This window comes from Clostridium sp. DFI.1.208, assembly GCF_024463855.1.
In the GTDB taxonomy this organism is placed as follows: domain Bacteria; phylum Bacillota_I; class Bacilli_A; order Erysipelotrichales; family Erysipelotrichaceae; genus Clostridium_AQ.
In genome coordinates this window covers 65,279-86,806 of the sequence record NZ_JANGCA010000016.1, presented here as the reverse complement: position 1 = coordinate 86,806, position 21,528 = coordinate 65,279, and the positions used below count along the sequence as shown (strand labels likewise).

Annotated in this window: 23 protein-coding genes; 19 read left to right on the top strand and 4 right to left on the bottom strand. The window is 42.1% G+C overall.

Annotated features, from left to right (window positions below; translation table 11 throughout):
* Window positions 1–132 precede the first annotated feature (132 nt).
* From NE665_RS10305 to NE665_RS10265, 9 genes are all read left to right on the top strand, one after another.
* A complete protein-coding gene (locus NE665_RS10305) occupies window positions 133–279 on the top strand; it encodes a hypothetical protein (RefSeq protein ID WP_178759876.1) in 147 nt (48 codons plus the stop codon).
* A gap of 884 nt (window positions 280–1,163) precedes the next feature.
* The gene (gene rsmG, locus NE665_RS10300) at window positions 1,164–1,874 is read left to right on the top strand and encodes a 16S rRNA (guanine(527)-N(7))-methyltransferase RsmG (RefSeq protein ID WP_117441857.1); all 711 of its coding nucleotides are present in this window, start codon (window positions 1,164–1,166) and stop codon (window positions 1,872–1,874) included.
* Between the two features lie 11 nt (window positions 1,875–1,885).
* Window positions 1,886–2,650, top strand: coding sequence for a ParB/RepB/Spo0J family partition protein (locus NE665_RS10295; RefSeq protein ID WP_117441856.1), 765 nt, complete (start codon window positions 1,886–1,888; stop codon window positions 2,648–2,650).
* 15 nt (window positions 2,651–2,665) lie between these two features.
* On the top strand, window positions 2,666–3,448 hold the full coding sequence (locus tag NE665_RS10290; RefSeq protein ID WP_117441855.1) for an AAA family ATPase: 783 nt from the start codon (window positions 2,666–2,668) through the stop codon (window positions 3,446–3,448).
* A gap of 12 nt (window positions 3,449–3,460) precedes the next feature.
* Entirely contained in the window at window positions 3,461–4,345 is an 885-nt protein-coding gene (locus NE665_RS10285; protein ID WP_117441854.1) for a ParB/RepB/Spo0J family partition protein, read from the top strand.
* Between the two features lie 490 nt (window positions 4,346–4,835).
* Window positions 4,836–5,741, top strand: coding sequence for a quinolinate synthase NadA (gene nadA, locus NE665_RS10280; RefSeq protein ID WP_117441853.1), 906 nt, complete (start codon window positions 4,836–4,838; stop codon window positions 5,739–5,741).
* A gap of 21 nt (window positions 5,742–5,762) precedes the next feature.
* Entirely contained in the window at window positions 5,763–6,980 is a 1,218-nt protein-coding gene (locus NE665_RS10275) for an L-aspartate oxidase (protein WP_117441852.1), read from the top strand.
* Window positions 6,949–7,806 (top strand): carboxylating nicotinate-nucleotide diphosphorylase, encoded by an 858-nt coding sequence (gene nadC, locus NE665_RS10270; RefSeq protein WP_117441851.1) that lies wholly within the window; start codon window positions 6,949–6,951, stop codon window positions 7,804–7,806. Before NE665_RS10275 ends, nadC begins: the two co-directional genes overlap by 32 nt.
* A gap of 12 nt (window positions 7,807–7,818) precedes the next feature.
* Window positions 7,819–8,397 (top strand): transcription repressor NadR, encoded by a 579-nt coding sequence (locus NE665_RS10265; RefSeq protein ID WP_117441850.1) that lies wholly within the window; start codon window positions 7,819–7,821, stop codon window positions 8,395–8,397.
* An 83-nt stretch (window positions 8,398–8,480) separates the two neighbouring features.
* Here NE665_RS10265 and NE665_RS10260 read toward each other — a convergent pair whose 3' ends face one another.
* The 3 genes from NE665_RS10260 to NE665_RS10250 form a co-directional block, all read right to left on the bottom strand.
* Window positions 8,481–8,957, bottom strand: coding sequence for a hypothetical protein (locus NE665_RS10260; RefSeq protein ID WP_117441849.1), 477 nt, complete (start codon window positions 8,955–8,957; stop codon window positions 8,481–8,483).
* 1,400 nt (window positions 8,958–10,357) lie between these two features.
* Entirely contained in the window at window positions 10,358–10,882 is a 525-nt protein-coding gene (locus NE665_RS10255; protein WP_117441846.1) for a DUF5662 family protein, read from the bottom strand.
* A gap of 456 nt (window positions 10,883–11,338) precedes the next feature.
* Window positions 11,339–11,785 (bottom strand): GNAT family N-acetyltransferase, encoded by a 447-nt coding sequence (locus NE665_RS10250; RefSeq protein ID WP_117441844.1) that lies wholly within the window; start codon window positions 11,783–11,785, stop codon window positions 11,339–11,341.
* Window positions 11,786–12,153: 368 nt separating this feature from the next.
* Between NE665_RS10250 and NE665_RS10245 the strand changes: the two genes are divergently transcribed.
* Window positions 12,154–12,870 (top strand): GntR family transcriptional regulator, encoded by a 717-nt coding sequence (locus NE665_RS10245; protein WP_117441843.1) that lies wholly within the window; start codon window positions 12,154–12,156, stop codon window positions 12,868–12,870.
* A gap of 44 nt (window positions 12,871–12,914) precedes the next feature.
* Window positions 12,915–14,366: a glycoside hydrolase family 1 protein gene (locus NE665_RS10240; protein ID WP_117441842.1), complete on the top strand. Its 1,452-nt coding sequence runs from the start codon at window positions 12,915–12,917 to the stop codon at window positions 14,364–14,366.
* A 319-nt stretch (window positions 14,367–14,685) separates the two neighbouring features.
* Here NE665_RS10240 and NE665_RS10235 read toward each other — a convergent pair whose 3' ends face one another.
* Complete coding sequence (locus tag NE665_RS10235) at window positions 14,686–15,327, bottom strand: ketohydroxyglutarate aldolase (protein WP_220431373.1); 642 nt, start codon at window positions 15,325–15,327, stop codon at window positions 14,686–14,688.
* A gap of 344 nt (window positions 15,328–15,671) precedes the next feature.
* Between NE665_RS10235 and NE665_RS10230 the strand changes: the two genes are divergently transcribed.
* The 8 genes from NE665_RS10230 to NE665_RS10195 all read left to right on the top strand — a co-directional run bounded on the left by NE665_RS10230 (window position 15,672) and on the right by NE665_RS10195 (window position 21,517).
* Complete coding sequence (locus NE665_RS10230; protein WP_008818150.1) at window positions 15,672–16,154, top strand: PTS sugar transporter subunit IIB; 483 nt, start codon at window positions 15,672–15,674, stop codon at window positions 16,152–16,154.
* A 15-nt stretch (window positions 16,155–16,169) separates the two neighbouring features.
* A complete protein-coding gene (locus tag NE665_RS10225; RefSeq protein WP_178760088.1) occupies window positions 16,170–16,916 on the top strand; it encodes a PTS sugar transporter subunit IIC in 747 nt (248 codons plus the stop codon).
* Window positions 16,913–17,764 carry a PTS system mannose/fructose/sorbose family transporter subunit IID gene (locus tag NE665_RS10220; protein ID WP_117441841.1) on the top strand — a complete coding sequence of 284 codons (852 nt, stop codon included), beginning with the start codon at window positions 16,913–16,915 and terminating at the stop codon, window positions 17,762–17,764. The genes NE665_RS10225 and NE665_RS10220 overlap by 4 nt, the downstream gene beginning before the upstream one ends.
* 79 nt (window positions 17,765–17,843) lie before the next feature.
* Window positions 17,844–18,776, top strand: coding sequence for a phosphoglycerate dehydrogenase (locus NE665_RS10215; RefSeq protein WP_117441840.1), 933 nt, complete (start codon window positions 17,844–17,846; stop codon window positions 18,774–18,776).
* 9 nt (window positions 18,777–18,785) lie between these two features.
* Window positions 18,786–19,388: an SIS domain-containing protein gene (locus tag NE665_RS10210; RefSeq protein ID WP_117441839.1), complete on the top strand. Its 603-nt coding sequence runs from the start codon at window positions 18,786–18,788 to the stop codon at window positions 19,386–19,388.
* Window positions 19,389–19,400: 12 nt separating this feature from the next.
* The gene (locus tag NE665_RS10205) at window positions 19,401–19,814 is read left to right on the top strand and encodes a PTS mannose transporter subunit IIAB (RefSeq protein ID WP_117441838.1); all 414 of its coding nucleotides are present in this window, start codon (window positions 19,401–19,403) and stop codon (window positions 19,812–19,814) included.
* 153 nt (window positions 19,815–19,967) lie between these two features.
* Complete coding sequence (locus NE665_RS10200) at window positions 19,968–21,053, top strand: helix-turn-helix domain-containing protein (RefSeq protein ID WP_117441837.1); 1,086 nt, start codon at window positions 19,968–19,970, stop codon at window positions 21,051–21,053.
* Complete coding sequence (locus NE665_RS10195) at window positions 21,050–21,517, top strand: PTS sugar transporter subunit IIB (RefSeq protein ID WP_117441836.1); 468 nt, start codon at window positions 21,050–21,052, stop codon at window positions 21,515–21,517. The genes NE665_RS10200 and NE665_RS10195 overlap by 4 nt, the downstream gene beginning before the upstream one ends.
* Window positions 21,518–21,528: the final 11 nt, after the last annotated feature.

Below are 21,528 nucleotides of genomic sequence, written 5' to 3'. Positions count from 1 at the left end.
AATAAAAGTGTAAAAAGAAATACCAAAGAAAAGAGAGCGGTGAGAAAATGGGACAGTTTGTTAGTTAGATTATTCTGGAACTTGTCATAGGATGCTGATGCGTGAAAGGGTTTCTTGTATAGGAGCTCGTCAGTGAAAAGAAAGTTATTTGAATATCATAATAATCTAACGGTAAATCGGAAATACGGTGTGGATCATCGGAAGTTAAAGCCTGAAGAAGAACTGGTGACAGCAGACAAGGTATCAGGAAACGATATAAGTGATTATATCAGCTGGTAAAACAGAAAACTCCAATGTAATTTGAATGTTAATACAAGTAGACAAATCGAACGGCTGTTGAATATCGATGGTTAAGTAAATAGATCTATATCTTATGACCGGCTGGACTATGATTTGATGGGAAAGCAGAGTTTAAGGAGAAACTGATGAGGAACGAAACAGAAGATTGTTGTCCGTTACAGAGATCAGGAGATGTATCCGCTAAACAAAAAGATGTCATAAGGAGCCTGAAACTATCTTAACTGATGAGATTGGAAGGATATCATGAGAACCATCACTTCCGGCAAAGTCAGGAAACAATATAGAAAGCATCAGGAGGAATTGCAGAAAATGTAAAAAGCAGGGATAAAGCAAACTGGCAACCTGCAACAGATATGGTAGAAAGAAAAAAACTGCAGATTCCGTTAATAGTTCAAATACGAAGCGTTCATTGAAAGCTTGTCATGATGTATTGTAATTTGATTTGAATCATAAGATTTGTATCTTATACAAAGACATAGATAAGAAGAAATGGATGTGATAAAATACAAGTAAATGATAAAGCCTCTGGCACATGTGAAATGCTGTCAGAGGTTTTTTTTGATTTTCTCTGTGATAATTTAAAGGAGGACTTTATCACCACGATGATGTAGATACTCATTTTTTTATGAGAGCCACTGGATTGACATCTTTCAGGTTAACTGCTTATGAAGCATGTATGGCTGCATAGCATGTCAAAGACTTCAGTTTAAACGCTGTAACATGGCTTTCGGTATCCATTTACCCTTTTTCTGTCAGATATGAAGCGATTACACTTTTGATAGGGCACTCTGTGGAAAATTCACAAACTAAATGTTTAGTTAGAGAGTGTTCTTTGATATAATAGTAGGTGCTGGAGGGATACTATGTCCAAAATATTTCATAAAGAAGACTTTTCCAAGGTGCTTGCTGAGTACGGAATGATATTGCAGGAGCATCAGCTTCGGCAGTTTGAAGAGTACGCATCCATGCTGATCGAATGGAACCAGAAGATAAATCTAACCGCCATAACCGATCCGGATGAGATTTATGAAAAGCATTTTCTGGATTCCATATTGCCTTCCTTTGATATGCCGATACAGGGAAGTTTCTGCGATGTCGGAGCAGGTGCCGGTTTTCCGGGGATACCGTTAAAAATCATATATCCTGAACTAAAGCTGACGATTGTGGAGACTCTGGGAAAAAGAATTACTTTTTTAAATGCATTATGCGAAAAGCTGAAGCTGAAGGATGTTACCTGTGTGCATGAGCGTGCCGAGGTGTATGCGAAGGATCATCGCGAAAGCTTTGATATCGTCAGTGCAAGAGCTGTGGCAAATCTGCCTCTGCTTAGTGAGCTGTGTATACCGCTGGTGAAGCCGCAGGGCTGCTTTCTCGCATTGAAGGGTGCCAATGGGGACGAAGAATACGCATTGGCTGAAAAAGCAATTCGACTTCTGGGGTGTGAAATGAAGCAGAGGGATGTGCATACGCTGTCGGATGGATCACAGCGGATCAATTTTGTTTTTGAAAAGACGAGAAGGACACCGAAAAAGTATCCAAGACCGTTTGCACAGATGAAGAAAAATCCCCTTTGAGGAGGAATAGAATGAAAGATACAAGAATTGTGGATATTGATCTGGTGGAGCCGAATCCATATCAGCCGCGTCTGGAATTTGATGATGAAGCACTGATGGATCTGGCACAATCCATCCGGGAAAACGGATTGATTCAACCAATCACAGTTCGTGAGATGGATGGAAAATATCAGATTATTGCAGGTGAGCGAAGATTTCGTGCATTGAAGCTGAATGGCGCTGTCGATGTTCCGGTACTGATCATGGATGCCAATGAAGTGCAGATGGCGGAAATGGCACTGGTTGAAAATATCCAAAGAGAAAATCTAAGCGCGATAGAAGAAGCAAAATCCTATGTCGAGATCATGAAGTATTCCGGATTGAATCAGAGTCAGCTGGCACTTCGCGTTGGCAAGAGCCAGTCGTCTATTGCGAATAAAATCCGCCTGTTGAATCTGGATGAGGATGTGCAGGAGGCCGTCAGCACAAAAAAAATCAGTGAGCGGCATGCACGGGCACTGATTGGTCTGGATGAAGAAAAGCAGCATGATGCTCTTGATAAAATCGTAAAAAAGGGTATGACGGTTGCTCAGACGGAAAAAATGCTGAAGGAACAGGCACAACCGAAAAAAGAAAAGAAAAAAGTGATGCTGAAGGGTATCAGCAAAAATATTAAAATCGCTATCAATACCATCCATCAGGCGGTCAGTATGGTGAATCGTGCCGGTACAGCGGCAGAAATAAACGAAGAGGAACATGAGGATGAAGTAATCATTACCATTCGCATTCCGAAATAGAAAGGAAATGATCTTATGGGTAAAATCATAGCGGTATCCAATCAGAAGGGCGGCGTAGGAAAGACGACAACATCGATTAACCTCGCTGCTGGCTTGGGATACCTTGGAAATAAAGTGCTACTGGTCGATTTTGATCCCCAGGGAAATGCCACACAGGGTGTCGGTGCAGAGGTCGGAGAGGATAAGCTTTCTGTTTATAATCTGATTATGGAGGATTATAAGGTTGAGGATATCCGAAAAAAACTGACGTCTCCGCCTATTGACATTGTTCCTGCAAGCATTGCACTGGCAGGAGCTGATCTGCAAATGGTAAAATTTGAAGTAGGAAAAGAAGAGCTGTTAAAGAATAAGCTGGAGCCGATCAAGGATGAATATGACTTTATTATCATTGACTGTCCGCCTTCTTTGGGACTGCTGAATACGAATGCCTTAACCGCTGCGGATTCTGTAATCATACCGGTACAGTGTGAATATTATGCATTGGAGGGAGTCACACAGCTGCTTCTGACAATTCGTCTGGTACAGCAGCTGTTTAATCGTAATCTGATGATTGAGGGCGTTGTACTTACGATGTATGATGCACGAACAAAGCTGAGTGTTGAGGTACAGCAGGAGGTTCGTCAGCATTTCAAGGATCGCGTTTATAAAAACTACATACCGAGAAATGTCAAGCTGAGCGAAGCACCATCCAGAGGAATGTCGATTTTTGAATATGATGTTCGCTGTGAGGGGGCAAAGGCATATGCCGGGCTATCCAATGAAGTTGTGAAAATGAATAAGAAAGCGAAAGCCAGATAGGGAGGTGGATGAATGCCGAAAAAAGAGAATAGTGCAAGACTTGGGAAGGGCTTGTCTGCCATCTTTGGTGAAGACGTCAATAATGTATTAGAGGATATTCAGCAGGGAAAGACAGAGGTTCACGAGGATTCCAAGTTTGAGGTTGCGGTGAAGGATGTAAAGCCGAATCCGTATCAGCCGCGGAAAAACTTTGATGATGACAAGATTCAGGAGCTTGCTGATTCCATCCGTCTGCATGGTGTATTCACACCGATTCTGGTTAAGAAAGCCGTTAAGGGCTATGAGCTGATTGCAGGAGAACGTCGATTGCGGGCCAGTAAGGTTGCAGGATTGAAAACCATTCCTGCTATTCTAATGGAATTTGACGATCAGCAAATGATGGAAATCGCACTGCTGGAAAATATTCAGCGTGAGGATTTGAATGCCATTGAGGAAGCACAGGGCTATGAAAAGCTGATTAAGAAGCTTGACTATACACAGGAAGAGCTGGCGAAGCGAATCGGGAAATCAAGAGAGCATGTTGCGAATATGCTGCGTCTGTTAAAGCTTCCGAAGGCTGTCCAGCAGTATGTTATTGATAAGCAGCTGAGCATGGGGCATGTGCGTGCACTGCTTGGGTTAAAGGATGCGACACAGATTGAGGATGTGGCAAAAAAAGCCATCCAGCTGCATCTGAGTGTGCGTGCGGTTGAAACGCTTGTAAAAAATATGAATGAACCAAAAAGTGCACCGGAGAAGAAGCAGCGGGATATCAATCTGGATAAGGTGCAGGATCGCTTGCAGAGCCGTTTTCAAACAAAGGTGCGCATTGATGAAAAGCAAATCACCATACGTTATGAGGGCAATGAGGATCTGAACCGTCTGCTGGAAATGCTGGGTGGAATTGAGGAAGAATAGCTAATCTGGATGGTTATAATTGATTTAAAAATAACAAAAAAAAGAAGGATCAAGTCATCGTTTTTACGGGCTTGATTTTTTTCTTTAGAAACGCGATGTATCTTGGAAATAACCCGCTTTGGCAAGGCATTATTTATTAGATAACAATTATAGGATAAATTCAGAAGGTCTTTTATACATATAGTATATGGGTTACTATGTATTGTAACCAGAAAATAGAAAAGCTATGGCTGAGATAGGCTGTCAGCTACGATCACTCCCGTATTTGTATCCGAGCTGCTGAAGCGTACCTTCTTCTAACGCACTTCATTTCATGGCACAATACAGGATATCTAGCAATGAACAATACCTTACAGAGGCGGCATTTATACAAATAATCTGACATGTGTCTTGTCACCTGTCATTATATATGCTATACTGAGGCAGATATAATGGTAAAGAGAAAGGGAGATGAAGATACTGTATAGATGGAACAGTATCATCAAAGGATATGACAAAACAGGAAGAAATTAAACAGCTGAAGCTTGAAAAAGATGCCGTATTGCTGGCACATTATTACGTACCTGCACAGGTGCAGGAGATAGCAGATTATGTAGGAGATTCCTTCTATCTCAGCAAGGTAGCGTCCAAACTGACGAATAAGGTGCTGGTATTCTGCGGTGTTTCCTTTATGGGAGAAAGTGGAAAGCTATTAAATCCGGATAAAGCGGTACTGATGCCGGACGCATCCGCAGATTGTCCGATGGCACACATGGTAACGAAAGCAGAGATTGATGAGGTAAGAGCACGCTATGAGGATTTAGCTGTCGTTTGCTATATCAATTCAACAGCAGAGATAAAATCATGGTCAGATGTATGTGTTACCTCAGCCAATGCAGTACAGATCGTGAAGAATCTGCCAAATCAGAATATATTATTTATTCCGGATAAAAATCTGGGACGTTATGTCGCAGAGCAGGTTAAGGAAAAGAATGTCATGCTGGTAAAGGGCTACTGCCCGGTTCATGAGGAGATGAGAGTACAGGAAATTCAAGAGCTGAAGCAGCAGCATCCGCTGGCAGAAGTGCTCGCACACCCGGAGTGTAATGCCGCTGTGCTTTCAATTGCAGATTATATCGGTTCTACAACAGGTATTCTGAAGCAGGCTGCAGCAAGCAATGCAAAGGAGTTTATTATTGCTACTGAGGTTGGTGTCCGCTATGAGCTTGAAAAGCAGAATCCAGAGAAGACATTCTACTTTCCAAAAACAGAGCCGGTATGTACGGATATGAAGAAGATTACACTGGATGGTATTCTGCACGTCCTGCGCACGGGAGAAAACGGTGCAGCTGTAGCGGAGGATATCGCAGAGCCATCAAAGGCAACCTTGAACCGAATGCTGGAGCTTGCGGCGTAAACCGCCTTAAGGAGGCGAACCATGCAATCAGATATGTATTATGATACCGTTATTGTAGGGTGTGGAGTCGCAGGACTTTATACAGCTTTAAATCTTCCGAAGACCATGCGTGTGCTGATGATCTGTAAGGAGGATATGGCGGAATGTGATTCCATGCTGGCACAGGGAGGAATCTGTGTGCTTCATGATGAAGATGATTATACCGCCTATTTTGAAGATACTATGCGGGCGGGACATTATGAAAATAATAGAGAGAGTGTTGACATCATGATTCGACAGAGCAGACCGGTTATTGAGGAGCTGCTTCGGCTGGGTGTCCGCTTTGAACAAAATGAGGATGGAAGTCTGCGGTATACCCGTGAGGGAGGGCATTCCCGTGCGAGAATCTGTTTTCATAAGGATATCACTGGAAAGGAAATAACGACAGCTCTGCAAAAGCATGTTCGCAGCTGTTCAAATATCACTATTATGGAGCATGCCCTGATGTGCGATCTGCTCGTTGAGCATGGTATTTGTAAGGGGATTGTACTGAAAACAAGGGAGCAGCAGGTCGTCTGCGTCCATGCGGAGGATACGGTGCTGGCGACAGGTGGTATCGGAGGACTTTATGAGCATTCCACCAATTATCCGAGCCTTACAGGAGATGCATTGCGCATTTGTGAAAAGCATGGGATTCAGCTGGATCACCTCGATTATGTACAGATTCATCCAACCAGCCTGTATAGTCGAAAAAAGGGACGGAGCTTTTTAATTTCCGAGTCTGCCCGGGGAGATGGAGCGATTTTACTGAATAAAAAGGGAGAACGCTTTGTAAATGAGCTGCTGCCAAGGGATGTAGTATCTCAGGCTATCTTTGAGGAGATGAAGAAGGATGGAACGGAGCATGTCTGGCTGTCTTTTCAAAATGTACCCAAAGAGACCATACAAAGTCATTTTCCAAATATTCAGGAGGCCTGCCGTAAGGAAGGCTATGATATTACAAAGGAATGTATTCCGGTGGTTCCTGCTCAGCATTATTTTATGGGAGGAATCCATGTGGGAAGTCATTCACAGACAACCATGCAGCATCTGTATGCCGTTGGAGAAACCAGCTGTAACGGCGTGCACGGTAAGAATCGCCTTGCCAGCAACAGTCTGCTGGAGAGTCTTGTTTTTGCGAAAAGAGCAGCTGATAACATAACAGTCTGCCGGAAAGGAAAAAGAGCTTATGAATCCAATTACGATGCAGCTTGTTGCTGATAAATATATCCGTCTTGCTTTAGAGGAGGACATTAACGGTGAGGATGTAACAACCTGTTCCGTTATGCCGGACTATAAGGAAGGAGAGGTTCAGCTTATTTGTAAGGAGGACGGTATCATTGCCGGACTTCAGATATTCGAGCGTGTATTTACGCTGCTGGATCCACAAACAAAGGTTGATTTCCTTGTTAAGGATGGAGATAGGGTAACGAACGGACAGCTGATGGGAACAGTACACGGGGATGTTCGTGTACTGCTATCCGGTGAGCGTACTGCGTTGAATTATCTGCAGAGAATGAGTGGAATCGCGACATATACCAGAAAGGTAGCGGATATGCTGGAAGGCTCTAAAACCTGTCTGGTAGATACAAGAAAAACGACACCGTGCATGCGGGTGTTTGAGAAATATGCTGTTCTTGTCGGAGGCGGAAGAAATCACCGCTATAATTTATCCGATGGAGTGCTGTTGAAGGACAACCATATTGATGCGGCAGGCGGTGTAAAGCAGGCAATCGAGGCCGCAAGAATGCATGCACCATTCGTTCGCAAAATTGAAATCGAAACAGAGAATCTTGACATGGTGAAAGAAGCAGTGGAGGCCGGTGCAGATATTATCATGCTCGACAATATGTCACCTGCGCAGATGAAGGAGGCCGTACAGCTGATTGGCGGACGTGCAGAAACAGAATGCTCCGGTAATATCACAAAAGAAAATATTGAACTGATGAAGGATCTCGGTGTGAATTATGTTTCCAGTGGAGCATTGACACATTCTTCCCCGATTCTGGATATCAGTCTGAAGCATTTGAGCGTCCTTGATGAGTAAAGAGCGGATACTATGAGTAAGAAAGGAGCAGCCAGCCCTATGGCTACAGCTTTGACAGGCTCTCAGCGCCGTAAACGCATATTAACCATGATGAGGCAGTCTTCCCAACCGCTTTCCGGTGGTGCACTGGGACGAGATACCGGTGTAAGCCGACAGGTGGTGGTTCAGGATATCGCATTGCTGCGGACAGAGGGCTATCCGATCATTGCTACCGCACGGGGCTATATATTGAATGAAACAAAAAAAGCAGTTCGCCTGTTTAAGGTCTGTCACACGACAGAGCAGATCAGTGAAGAGCTTGAGACGATCGTTGATCTTGGTGGAAGTGTAGAGGATGTGATGGTGAACCACAGAGCTTATGGGAAGATGTCAGCACCTCTGCGTATTAGAAACCGTCGGGATGTGGCAACATTGCTGGATAATCTCAAGACAGGAAAGTCCACACCTTTAATGAATGTGACAGCCGGCTATCACTTTCACCATGTAACTGCGGATTCACAGGAAATACTGGATGAAATTGAAGAGAATCTTCGGCAGAAGCATCTGCTTGCAGAGTTTCTGCCTTATGAGCTGGAAGAGGAAGAAAAGTAGGAAAGCTTAATGAAAAGCAGGGATTCACAATCACTGCTTTTCTTCTCTTATGTTGCTTACATTTGATGTAACACTTAAACTTTTTATCTGTATGGTCCACTTCCGGATATAGTGAATGTGTTTTCAGCTAAATGAGAAAGCTGTTCACCACTACCTATTTGTGTATAACATATCTGAACTCTTTCTGTGAGTAATAACTTCGTTCCATTCTTAGTTCCGTAAAAAACTAATTTTCCGTAAGCGTTATACTCAGGCATAGAACCAGTTACCTTTGTATCTGAAGTACTAAAACTGCTAATATAGCCGTTTGTACTACAGTTAACTCTCACTTTATAACTGTATGATAGTTCTCTAGGATCTTTCCCTTCGAGATCATAGACTGTTATCTTTCCTGTAACTTTATATTGAGCCCAACCTAATCCAGAAGCTATTGCTTCGACTTTATGGCTAGTTGCACCAGCCCGCAATACTGTATCTTCATTTGCGTGTATGCTAAACCCAGGTAGAATGAATAGGCTGAATAGAAATATAGATAAACAAATTTTAAGAATCTTTTTCATATTACCCTCCTTTTTTTAGGAATGAAAAAATTAACATAGTCAAGTAAACAGCAATTCCTAAAAACATAATCAGTCTAGATATTGTAAGCATTGAATCAAATCGGAGAAAAAACACTGTGAACAAACATAATAAGAGAGAGATACCAATTTCAAAAAACATTTTTCGTTTATTGCAACTATATATATATTTAAATGAGTTGGATAAAAGGATTGTGATGACGGAAATAGGAAGGATATAAGCAAACAAAAATGTATCTAGTAAAGTAGCAGTTCTTATATCGCTGTCGTTTAGATTACTCATAATGATAATGAGAACAATGAAAGTGATATAGTATGATATAGCTATTTGATTAATCTCTGTTATAATTTTCTTCATATATCATTCCTCCTCATTTTTATTGTATCATAGCAAATTCAAGATGATATTGTTTCGGAAGAAATAGTATTTTATTGGAATTTTTAGCATAACAATGTTAGTAAACTTAATTTTTGATAGGGTCTGATTTCCCACCATCGCCTCTATGCGGTTTTGGTAAAAATCCTTGAGATATATATGCGTGGCCTTGCAGGTGCTGCTCAGTATGCTCTATAGGTGCAAACTTTGCATATTTTCTTGTTCAATTCCTGCCAGATAATAGTGTAGCATCAATAATAAAGATATTCATAAGTATAACGGCGAAGTAAACACCGCATACAGTAATGCTTATTGCAGAATTTCCTAATGTGTGTCGGAATTGTATAGAGCAAAAAAGATAATTGTGGAAATGTTAATTCTAGATGATCACTAGGAGTATAACTTGTAGTTTAGTGGCATGATTATAAAAGCTATTATGAGGATTAACTCCTTAGCTGTAATCACGCGAAGTAGCTTTGCATATGTTGACACATTGGCAAGCTTCTGAATAACCGCAGGCCATGATAAAAGCTCCACAATCTGATTGAATGGGATCAGGATGAGATCAGGATTGTAATTCTGATCGGGATCAGCTATGACCAGAAAAAAATCATTCCGTAAAATAGCATCCTGTGTATCTAGCAGCAGAAAAGAAATAAAGCTCTTTCTGGCATTCAGATACAAAGCATGGGGTATCACAACACCGTTATGAAAGGATGTGATTGATAATTTCTCCCTTATCAAAACATGATCTGTAAAGACATGATTCGCACTTCCCAACGAGATAACGCTCTGTGTAATCTCCTACAGTAAGGCTTTTTACTGTCCTGATGCATCGTTTTAAAGAACAGTTTTCAAACTCAACTTCCTTTTTTCGATTCAGGCATCTTTGTATTATTTTGTATGCTTTGTATCTCTTCTTTACTGACAAAAGGTGAAATTTGAATAAAGGTATCTGTCGAATGGAGTGCCAGCTCACTTATAATAAGGTCATATACCAGATCATTCAGTTCTGCAGTATCTCTTTTCGTATAAAGTTAATTGTAGCATCCGTTCCATGATCCCGCTGATATTCCAGAATCATCTTCAGCATTGCCTTTGTCTCTTCATGCATAATAACATTATCATACCCGTTCATGAAGTATTCATAAGCACTGCCGTCATGATAATTTTCCTTCATATAAATGCGGGAAGCGGCAGTACGATCGCAGTACATTTCCACAAGATAATGAAGCGGCATTTTCACAGGCTTGATTCCCCCGACAGCATTATCCAACCAGTATTCCCAATGATGCTTGTTTCTTCCTTTATGATGCAGCCAGCCTAAGGAATAGCCTTTTACTTCCTTTTCATAATCAATGGGGCTGCGATTTCCCTGGTAATACCTCACACCTGCACAAAATTCAACAGGAGAGTATTTGGAGAGGTCATGCAGAAGTCCCTGTTTATACAAACCGCAACGAAAACAAAGCTTTGTGACCGCAAGCTTGTGCGCAGTTATTGTTTTCAAATGTCCCCACAGCTTGTTCATGATCCACACTCCTTCCGTTTTCCTATCTATTTTACCATGATAGGAATTGTTCAGACAATTCATTTCCCCAGTTTATGCGGATACAGAATGCAGATATGGATGAATTGCTTAATTCTTTCCCTTTTCATATAACGTTCACACAGCGTTCACATAGGCGATGTATGATATAGACACAAGCAAAGCAATGCTTGTGAAATCTTAATAAAGGTAATGGAATGTTTCCCCATCCCTATAAAAACAAAACAGCTATCATGTTTACAATATTTTTTCATTTCCATTACCTGCCTTCATGCTGAACCTCTGTCCCTCGCAGAGGTTCTTTTTTGCTTCCCATACATATAGGCGACCATTCAAGTGAAAGTTGAAGGCTATGATCAGTATACAGAATAAAGGCTGCTTTTGCTGGGCTGCTGCTTGTGAGAGGAATAGGGACATCCCCTCCCTACAATGCTGCTGCTAATCCGCAAAATGCTTGCATTTGAATATCATATTCTCTGCATTTTTGTATCCGCTTTTCGTATAGAAATGCGCATGCATCTCATCGTTTACACTGAGTAGCTCAATGAAGGAAGCACCGTTCGCTTTTACGGTTTTCTCCAGTTTATTTAGAAAATGCGTACCAAGATGCGCCCCTTGAAATTGCTTGACGACCACGATTTCTTCCAGATAATAACCGGTCAAATCATCAAATTCTTTAAAATATCCCATGACGAATCCACTGATAACATGATCGACCATCTGTATAAAGCACAGTGCATCCTCGATCGTCATGAGCTGATGAAGTCTTTTATATGCTTTATCATAAGTCCAGCAGCCTCCCTCATAGGTATTATAATAGTCTATGTATAGTTTTACCACTGCATCTACATGCTGACTCTCCATTCTTTTGTAGTTTATATTCATAGTTGCCTCCCCCATCCTTTCTTTGCGTGTACTGTAAATGAAATCCAGATTATAAAGGATTATAGAAGTCCTCCTTTTCTGTTCCATACATCATTATACAGATATTGTATGGATATTCAAACATACTTCACATGCTGTTCACACGGCGGGTGTATGCTGTACATACAGACAAGCTCTGTCTGAAAGAAGGGTGATGACAATTTCCTATTCATCTATATGTTATCCATCGTCATTGCCACAAAGCCTCTGTCCCGTCACAGAGGTTTTTTTAGAAGTGTTTTAAAAATATATATGTTTTATAATAAAAGTATATAATTATGTTGCAGTCAACGAATTTTGCGTTATAATATACGTATTGGAGGTGTGCTATGATACCCAAATATATGCAGGTGTATACAGATATAAAAAATGCAATTCAGAAGGGAAGCTATAGCCCTAACGACATGCTGTCAAGTGGCGAGGAATTCGCAAAGCAATACGAGTGCAGTGTGCTGACGGTGAAAAAAGCGTTGGACCGCCTTGTCAGTGAGGGGCTCGTTGTAAGAAAAAGAGGTCTGGGAAGCTTCGTAAAGAAATGTGAAACCGGTCTTGATCGCATGCAGGGAGTACCTGTTATCGGACGGGATCTGATCCGTGAGGAGGTTACTTCTGTTGTTGAGAAATTTGAGGTAGTGGCATGCACGGCAGAGCTGGCGGATAAAATGAATATACAAGCTGGAGAGTTTGTTTATGAAATAGAGCGTGTTCGCTTGTATAAGCAGGAGCCAAGAGTTGTAGAATATACATGGATGCCTCTACAGATTATACCGGGACTTCAGCACAAGGATGTGGAAACCTCGATCTATGCGTATATTGAAAAACAGCTTCATAAGCATATACAAGGCGCACATCTGTCATTTCAGGCTGTTCGTCCGCAGGCACTGGAAAAGAAATATTTTCACATGAATGACAATGATTTTGTATGTCAGGTGGAAGAGCTTGCATATCTGGATACATCTGAGATATTCGAGTATTCTATCGCACGGCATCTTCCACAGTATTTTCACTTTGAAACCAACGTAATAAAGGAATTATATGATAACTAAACGAATATTGGATACTCGCATACAGCGGGAGAATGGAGGATACAATGTATTTTGAAAAAACAGCAGGATTTCCAGATGATTTCTTATGGGGCAGTGCATCTGCTGCCTATCAGATTGAAGGTGCAGATTGTGAAGATGGCAAGGGTATTTCAAATTGGGACGAATTTGTAAAGATACCGGGAAAAACCTTTAAAGGTACGACAGGCGCGGTTGCGGTTGATTTCTATCATCGCTATAAGGAAGATATCGCTTTCATGGCAGAAATGGGGCTAAAGACCTATCGGTTTTCGATTGCGTGGACCAGAATTTTTCCAAAAGGAAGCAAGGAAGTAAATGAAGCGGGCTTATTGTTTTATGACAATGTGATCAATGAATGCTTAAAATATGGAATTGAGCCGATGGTCACCATCTATCACTGGGATATGCCACAGGCGCTGGAAGAGGCATATCATGGCTGGGAGAATCCACAGATTATAGAGGATTTTGTAAATTATGCTATTACTCTGTTTGAACGCTATGGAGATCGTGTAAAATACTGGATTACCATGAATGAACAGAATATCTTCACCTCTATGGGCTGGATGGAAGGATTGCATCCACCGGGAAAAACAGATCAGCTGAAGCTGTTCTATCAGGTAAATCATCATGCGAACGTTGCACATGCGCGGAGTGTTTTGGAATTGAAGAAACGCTTTCCTCATGCTATGGTAGGCGCAAGCTTTGCGTTTTCTCCATGCTATGCGCTTGATTGCCGTCCTGAGAATGCGATGGCAAAAGCAGATTTTGATGATTTACGCAATTACTGGTGGCTGGATATCTATGGATATGGCCGTTATCCAAAGAGTGCTATGAAATATCTGAAATCTATTAACTGTGCACCGGATATTACCGCGGATGAAATGCAGGATATCCGGCAGGCTGCGGCTTTGATAGATTTTATGGGTGTTAATTATTATCAGACAGCGGTTGCCGAGTATAATGATATTCATGGTGTTGGAGCGAATCATGAGGTGAACACAACCGGAGAAAAGGGAACAGCAAAAATCAGCGGAGTACCCGGATTGTATAAAAATCCTGCCAATCCATATTTGAATACAACGGATTGGGATTGGACGATTGACCCAATGGGAATACGTATGTGCTGTCGGGAAATAACCTCACGCTATGATTTACCTATCATTATATCTGAGAATGGCCTTGGAGCGTTTGACAAGCTGGAAGAAGATAAAACAATCCACGACCCGTACCGTATTGAATATCTACAGGCGCATATCAAAGAATTGAAAAAAGCAATCGATGATGGATGTGAGGTATTGGCATATTGTACCTGGTCCTGTACAGATTTATTAAGCTGGTTAAATGGTTACCAGAAACGTTATGGCTTCATTTATGTGGAAAGGGAAGAAGATGATGATACAGCAAAACTAAACCGGTATCCAAAGGATTCCTTCCACTGGTACACCCAAGTAATAAAGACAAACGCAGAAAATTTATAGGGTGCACAGCGTAAGTAAACGGATGGTAAAAACTTGTAAGGCATCCAAAGCTGTATGATTCTTGAAGCTGCAGATATCGCAGCTATGGATAGAAATAAGATTTGTGAAGGAATGGTCACGATGGCATTTCGGCTGCTCATCAGAATACATGAAAGTATGGATTTTTGGGAAAAACAAATGGGAAGTAATGGATATTTGAATTATTTAACAAATTTGGAAGCATTTAAATAAAGAATGAAAAGCATGGTGTACCGTTAAGATACGCCATGCAGTTTTTTTGTAAGAATACAGAAATATCAGATAAGCTTTCTAACTGCCCTTATTTACTGGAACGAAAGCCGGTAATGATTTCATGAATTTTGGTAGCATTTGCGGCAATATCCTCACTGCTTCCTTTTGTCAGAAGACCACCGAAGCCACAGACATCAACACCGTTTTCCAGCCATGTTGTCAGATTATCAAGATTGATTCCACCGCTTGCCAGAATCGGCATATCTGGAATTGGTGTTTTAAAAACCTTTACCAGCTTTGGCCCATAGAAATCAGAAATAGGAAATGCCTTAACGAATGCCGCTCCGCTGCTCAATGCATCAACACACTCGGTAATCGTTGTACAACCGGGTGCATAAGGTATCTGATAACGATTGCACATTTTTGCGACTTCTTCATTATAATTGGGTGCGATAATAAAATCGGCTCCATGCAGGATTGCGTGTCTTGCTGTTTCTGCATCCAGCACCGTTCCGGCACCTACGCATAGCGCATCACCATATTTTTCAGAAAGCCCCTGTATGATATCTCCAGCGTTATTTAATGTATAGCTCATTTCCATGACAGGTACACCGCCCTTCATGCAGCCTTCCGCTATTTCACATGCTCGATCCAGTGTTTCCGCACGAACGATAGCAAGTGCTCCTGCCTCATACATACGGTTTGTGACATTCATTTTTTTCATATTCATAATGACATCCTCCTTGCCTATATCTTACGTTGTTTTAGAAACGCTTACAATTGGATGAGTGAACAAAATTAGAGGTGAAATATGTGCGCTTAAACAAATGAGATTGCAGTTGGAAAGAGCCTGCTCGTCTGCCTGGCTTATGCTTAAAAAGCCTATAAATAAAGGACTTTTAGAAGGTCAATCAAAACACATATAATATATAGAAAACAAGTATGCTCCGGTTTCCGGATGCATTTTTTCAACTTTGTGCGTTTGACCAAAAACGGCATAAGCTTTTTAGTTTGTTTGAACATAGCGACTTGAAAGCGATTTCAATATAATGTAGGTGTAAGGAGGAATTCAAGATGAGTATTGAATTGACAAGAGTAGATTTCAGATTGATTCACGGTCAGGTTATTACCAGATGGCTGACACAGTGTCAGATCAATGAAATCGTAACAATCGACACTGCCCTGAGCAAGGATGCTTTCATGCAGGAAGTATTTAAAATGGCAGCTCCAAAGGGTGTAAAAATCACAATCGTAAATGTAGAGGATGCGGTAAAACGCCAGCAGGAGGGAGCCTTTGATAAGAACCGCGTCATGGTGCTGTTTAAGGGTGTGGCAGAACTGAATGCCGCAGTACAGGCTGGACTGAAGCTGGAAAAGGTACAGATTGGAGGTCTTGGCGGGGGACCGGGACGTAAGGCTGTCAACAACGCAATCACACTGGACAGAGCAGATGCAGATACTCTGCTTGAACTGGAAAAGATGGGGATCGAAATTTATTTCCAGACAACTCCGGATTATCCTTCCGAAACACTTCAAAAAGCTGTCGCTAAATTATAACAGGAGGACATGTATATGGTAATTCAAGCAATCTTAGTCGGTATACTGTACTGGCTTTCCATGGGACGTGCGAGCTATTTTATCTCGTTTGCATTCCGTAAGCCAGTCGTACTGGGCGTATTTATCGGTCTTGTATATGGGGATGTACAGACCGGTCAGCTGTATGGTGCCACCATCCAGCTGATGTATATGGGAGGTATCGAAGCCGGTGGAAATATTCCAAGTGATCAGGGACTGGCAACCTGTATCGCAATTCCTGCCGCTATCGCAAACAATCTGGATCCGGCTGCGGCTGTGGCTCTGGCCGTTCCATTCGGAGTTTTGGGCGTTTTGATCAATAATGTACGTCGTACCATCAACTCCTTCTATAATACGAAGGCAGATAAATTTGTAGAGGACAAGCAGTATGACAAGCTGTCCATCTTCTCCTTTGTGCTTCCATGGCTTACCAATGGTGTATTGTATTTTACACCGGTATTCATTGCGACGTTATTCGGTTCCAGCGTTGTACAGGCATTTATCAACGTGATACCGGAATGGGCGATGAATGGACTTACCAACGCAGGAAACATGCTGCCGGGGTTAGGGTTCGCACTGACACTGGTTGTTATGGGAAAAAAGAAATATCTGCCATTCTTCGTACTGGGATTCTTCCTGTACTCTGTCATGGGCTTCTCCATGCTGACAGGAGCAGTGATTGCATTATGTCTTGCACTGATCGTATCCCTATTCAAACAGAACGATGAGGAGGAAGTTGCATGAGTGAAGCAGTAAACAGTGTAGCCGCTGAAGAAAAGAAAACAATCGTAACAAAAAAGGATCTGTTAAAGGCATGGTGGAAATGGACGCTTGCTGTAGAGGTTCCGGTAAGCTTTGACCGTATGCAGGCACTTGCCTTCGGATATTCGATGAACAAGGTTTTGCGTAAGCTGTACAAGGATGACCCGGAAGAGCTGCAGGCAGCAATGCGCCGTCATACATCCATGTTCAATACAAACTGTGACTGGGGAAGTATCATTCATGGAATTACGATTTCTTTGGAGGAGCAGCGTGCGCTTGGTCACGACGATATTTCACCGGAGGTTATTCAATCCTTAAAGCTTGGTCTGATGGGACCGCTTGCCGGTATCGGTGACAGTGTGGATCAGGGAATCGTTGCGACAATTCCGTTGGCAATCTTTGTCCCGATGGCGCTGGAGGGCTCAATCATCGCCGCCTTTATTCCTGGCTTGATCTATATTGCATGGAGCTTTGGCTGGTCCTGGTTCCTCTTCAACAAGGGGTACTCTCTGGGTAAAAATTCTGTATTGGAAATTCTGCACTCCGGAGCAATCAAAAAGGTTATTGACATCGCAAGCATCGTTGGTCTGTTCATGATCGGATGTCTGTCTGCCTCTTATATAAAGGTGCAGACCATTGTGGAATTCGCCAGTGATACGTCAACTGTGAAGCTGCAGGAAATCATCGACGGTATCCTGCCGAATATGCTGCCATTCATCGTCGTTATGGGAATGTATCTGTATATTACAAAGCGAGGACCAAAGTATATTCGTCTGATGATTTATACAATGATTATCGCAATCGTATTAACCTTCTTCCATATTATATAAGATGTGAACAAATCCATGGAAGAGCATGGATTTGTTTTCTTTACAGACAGATGGAGGATAGGAAAAGAAAGGAGATTTTATGAAGGTACTGATAACCCCGCGAGGGTTTGCGAATTATGGTCTGGATCAGGTGGAGCGGATGAAATCCAAGGGTCTGGATGTACATTACAATGCCACAGGTAAGGCATATACACAGGAGGAGTTTAAAGCACTGGCGAAGGATGCCGATGCTATTATCGTCGGTGTGGATACGATGGATAAGGAAATGATGGAGGGCTGTCCGAAGCTGAAGGCAGTGTGTAAATTCGGTGTTGGAACGGATAATATCGATCTGGATTATGCAAAGGAGCATCATATCCATGTCGGACGCTGTGTGGGAAGCAATTCCCGCTCAGTCGCCGAGCATGTCCTTTCCATGATGCTGATGGAAGCTAAAAATCTGTATACCAGTGTACGGGATGTGAAGCAGCATGGCTGGAATAAGCCTACCGGCAGAGAAATTTATGGGAAGAAGCTGGGAATCATCGGCTTTGGTATGATCGGAAAGTATCTTGCAGAATATGCTTACGGCTGCGGTATGGAGGTATATGCCTATGATGCCTTTGCAATCGCAGAGGAAAGTGCAAAGCAGTACCATGCACAGATTTCCACACTGGAGGATATCCTAGCAGAATGTGATTATATCTCTCTTCACGTACCACTTCTGGACTCTACACGACATATGATTTCCACAGAGGAATTCAAAAAAATGAAGAAGGATGCCTGCCTGCTGAATGCAGCGCGTGGGGGTATCGTGGATGAAGAAGCTTTATATGAAGCATTGAAGAATAAGGAAATACGAAGTGCATGCTTCGATGTGTACAGCAGTGAACCGCCAAGGGAGGATGATAAGCTGCTCACACTGGATAATTTCCTGTTGACGCCGCACACAGCCGCAAGAAGCAAGGAAAGTGAACAGCGAACCTGTGCAATGTCTACGGACATCATATTGGAACAGCTGATCGGAAACTAGGTGAAACGTATGATAGAATGTGTAAAGGAATATCTGAGCAATATTGCATCGGAATTAGGGAAAAATATAGAAGAAATGGATATGGAAAGCATCGAGCGTGCAGCACATATCATAATGGAAAGTGAAAAGCAGGGAGGACGAATCCATGTCACGGGAATCGGGAAGCCGGGGCATGTGGCAGGCTATATTGCATCGTTGTTGTCCTCCACAGGAACGAGTGCCTATGAGCTGCATGGTACAGAGGCCGTACATGGATCCAGCGGACAGGTAAAAAAAGGAGATGTGGTGATTGCCATATCCAATAGTGGAGAAACGATGGAGCTGGAGGCAACGGTACAGACACTGATAGCAAACGGAGCACACATCATCAGCTGTACGGGAAATCCGCAATCGACGCTGGCAAAGCAGTCAGAGGTCTGTCTGGTAGCGCATGTGGATGAAGAAGGGGACGAGCTGAATAAGCCGCCGCGAGCATCCATCCTGTCGGAAATACTGATTCTGCAATGCTTGAGTGTCGTATTGCAGGAAGCAAAGCAGCTGGATTTGAATCAGTATGTGAAATGGCATCCGGGTGGAAGTCTTGGTAAAAGTATCAAAGAGCTGCAGAAATAAACAGGAGGAGCTATGGAAAAATTTAATATTGTTATAGGAACACATGGAAAATTCGGTGAGGAGCTTGTGAATTCTGCGAGAATGATTGCAGGGGCGCTGGAGAATGTAGATTGCTGTTCACTGCTTCCGGAATATTCCTTTGAGGATTACATGAAGCTTGTGGATGAAACCATGCGTACAAAGGAAGGCTTTACCATCGTTCTGGTAGACCTGTATGGCGGAACCCCTTGCAATGTTTTTACTGTCATGAGCAGAAAGTATCACTATCCGGTGCTTACCGGTCTGAATCTTCCGATGCTGATTGATCTGTATCTGAAGCTCTCCAATATGGAGGAAACAGATCTGGAGGAGGAAGCACTTCTGAAGGAAACGATGGAAACTTTACAAACCAGCTGCGTACATACGAATACACAGCTGGAATCCTGAATAAAGCTGTCTGGACAAACCCTGTCATATGAATTATAATTTCCATGAAAGCACTATCATGCAGAAGGGGATATATTATTCTGTGGTACTATTGGCATACAGGGAAGATGTCAGACTTCATGAGAGTTCAACTCTTGCGAAAGGAGAGATCATATGCTGATAGGTGAAGTTTTTGAGGAATTTATAAATGTTGTTCAGGAAAACAACCGTTATACGATTGGGCTTGTGAATGATAAAATGACAGTGACATTATGCAGTAATAAAGCGGAAATCGGACGTCAGGTTGATGTAAATCGGCCGGATGAGCATAATGCATTTTTTGAAGTACGTGTAAAGGGTCAGGATTTCGGATTCTTATGGGTGAGCGGTAATGATGAAAATCTGCCGATGATCAGTAAGCTTTTGAATGAATCTCTTACGGTACGGCTCATGTATGAAATCAATCAGACAACCTTGAACCAGAAGGTCACAAAGGATGACGAGCTGGTGAAATATATATTAAATACGGAAAACTTTGATATGAATCATGTGTTAAGCCTTCTGGATGAATTGGAAATAGATAAAAATAAACCAAGGGTGGCGATCTATGTGGTTCATAATGAAGGGTTCAATACAAAGGATGTCATGCGTTTGAAAATGAAGCCGGATAGTAAGGAAATCATCTATTCTCTGCTGAATAGCAAGTGCCTGCTGATTTTTAAGGATTTGCCGCAGGAATATCATAATACGGCTGATTTTAAACCATTTATACGCGATTATATCCGCAGCCTGCGGGAATGGGAGATGACGGACTGTTATTATTTTGTCGGTTCCATTCAGAAAAAGCTGCGGCAGTATGCAATCAGCTATCAGAATTGTCTGTGGCTGAAGAACAATGTGACATACGAGAAGGATGTTCCGGTATTTTTCTCCGATTACCTCTATGACTATTTTCTGTCAAAGGTAGCGGTGGATGATGTCAGGGATGTGTTTGATTATTACAGGGAATGTGGAAAAGGTATCGATATAGAGGAAATGGTGGATATCTGTGATAAGCTGTTTGTGAATGATTTCAATCTGACACAGGCCGCAGATGATCTGTTTCTGCATAAAAATACATTGATATATAAGCTTAAGAAATATGAGGAAGTTTTTCAGATAGATGTCCGGGGAAGTTTTCAGGGAAAGGTTCTCTTAATGCTGATATCCTATGCATTGAGAGAATATCAGAAACGAGTTCAAGTAGGTGATGAAGCATGAGTACAAAAATCAAACTTGCGCGGATAGACAAACGATTACTGCATGCGACAGTTGCTTTGAACTGGAATCAGTTTATCGATGCAGATAATGTACTGATTGTAGATCCGGATTATGTAAATGATCCATTCATTGCTGATGTAATGCAGCTTTGTCTTCCCAAAACCATGAAGGTTAAAATTTTCTCTATAGAACAATTCCTCGAATATATCAATGAAGGCCGCAGTATCAAAGCAATGGTTATTTTTCCGAATTTAAGTGTTGCCTGTGATGCTGTGAAGGCAGGTTTCCGTACAAAGGAGATTCAGATGCCATATCCTGCAAGCCGCATGATGATCAAAAGCCTCTCGGATTATTTCAGTGAAGAAGACATAGAAAAGATTCGGTATATCCAGAGTCAGGGAATCCGTATGTTCTTTCAGACGGCACCCTTCGATAATAAGGATTACTCAATCTTTAAAAAATAAAGGAAAGAGGA

What these genes read in the sequence shown, in the direction of transcription:
- NE665_RS10245 (WP_117441843.1), top strand. Translation starts at nt 12,154, where the DNA reads ATGATACCCAAATATATGCAGGTGTATACAGATATAAAAAATGCAATT.
- NE665_RS10250 (WP_117441844.1), bottom strand. Translation starts at nt 11,785, where the DNA reads ATGAATATAAACTACAAAAGAATGGAGAGTCAGCATGTAGATGCAGTG.
- NE665_RS10230 (WP_008818150.1), top strand. Translation starts at nt 15,672, where the DNA reads ATGAGTATTGAATTGACAAGAGTAGATTTCAGATTGATTCACGGTCAG.
- NE665_RS10210 (WP_117441839.1), top strand. Translation starts at nt 18,786, where the DNA reads ATGATAGAATGTGTAAAGGAATATCTGAGCAATATTGCATCGGAATTA.
- NE665_RS10260 (WP_117441849.1), bottom strand. Translation starts at nt 8,957, where the DNA reads ATGAAAAAGATTCTTAAAATTTGTTTATCTATATTTCTATTCAGCCTA.
- nadC (WP_117441851.1), top strand. Translation starts at nt 6,949, where the DNA reads ATGAATCCAATTACGATGCAGCTTGTTGCTGATAAATATATCCGTCTT.
- nadA (WP_117441853.1), top strand. Translation starts at nt 4,836, where the DNA reads ATGACAAAACAGGAAGAAATTAAACAGCTGAAGCTTGAAAAAGATGCC.
- NE665_RS10200 (WP_117441837.1), top strand. Translation starts at nt 19,968, where the DNA reads ATGCTGATAGGTGAAGTTTTTGAGGAATTTATAAATGTTGTTCAGGAA.
- NE665_RS10295 (WP_117441856.1), top strand. Translation starts at nt 1,886, where the DNA reads ATGAAAGATACAAGAATTGTGGATATTGATCTGGTGGAGCCGAATCCA.
- NE665_RS10195 (WP_117441836.1), top strand. Translation starts at nt 21,050, where the DNA reads ATGAGTACAAAAATCAAACTTGCGCGGATAGACAAACGATTACTGCAT.
- NE665_RS10225 (WP_178760088.1), top strand. Translation starts at nt 16,170, where the DNA reads ATGGTAATTCAAGCAATCTTAGTCGGTATACTGTACTGGCTTTCCATG.
- rsmG (WP_117441857.1), top strand. Translation starts at nt 1,164, where the DNA reads ATGTCCAAAATATTTCATAAAGAAGACTTTTCCAAGGTGCTTGCTGAG.
- NE665_RS10290 (WP_117441855.1), top strand. Translation starts at nt 2,666, where the DNA reads ATGGGTAAAATCATAGCGGTATCCAATCAGAAGGGCGGCGTAGGAAAG.
- NE665_RS10220 (WP_117441841.1), top strand. Translation starts at nt 16,913, where the DNA reads ATGAGTGAAGCAGTAAACAGTGTAGCCGCTGAAGAAAAGAAAACAATC.
- NE665_RS10275 (WP_117441852.1), top strand. Translation starts at nt 5,763, where the DNA reads ATGCAATCAGATATGTATTATGATACCGTTATTGTAGGGTGTGGAGTC.
- NE665_RS10205 (WP_117441838.1), top strand. Translation starts at nt 19,401, where the DNA reads ATGGAAAAATTTAATATTGTTATAGGAACACATGGAAAATTCGGTGAG.
- NE665_RS10240 (WP_117441842.1), top strand. Translation starts at nt 12,915, where the DNA reads ATGTATTTTGAAAAAACAGCAGGATTTCCAGATGATTTCTTATGGGGC.
- NE665_RS10285 (WP_117441854.1), top strand. Translation starts at nt 3,461, where the DNA reads ATGCCGAAAAAAGAGAATAGTGCAAGACTTGGGAAGGGCTTGTCTGCC.
- NE665_RS10235 (WP_220431373.1), bottom strand. Translation starts at nt 15,327, where the DNA reads ATGAATATGAAAAAAATGAATGTCACAAACCGTATGTATGAGGCAGGA.
- NE665_RS10255 (WP_117441846.1), bottom strand. Translation starts at nt 10,882, where the DNA reads ATGAACAAGCTGTGGGGACATTTGAAAACAATAACTGCGCACAAGCTT.
- NE665_RS10265 (WP_117441850.1), top strand. Translation starts at nt 7,819, where the DNA reads ATGAGTAAGAAAGGAGCAGCCAGCCCTATGGCTACAGCTTTGACAGGC.
- NE665_RS10215 (WP_117441840.1), top strand. Translation starts at nt 17,844, where the DNA reads ATGAAGGTACTGATAACCCCGCGAGGGTTTGCGAATTATGGTCTGGAT.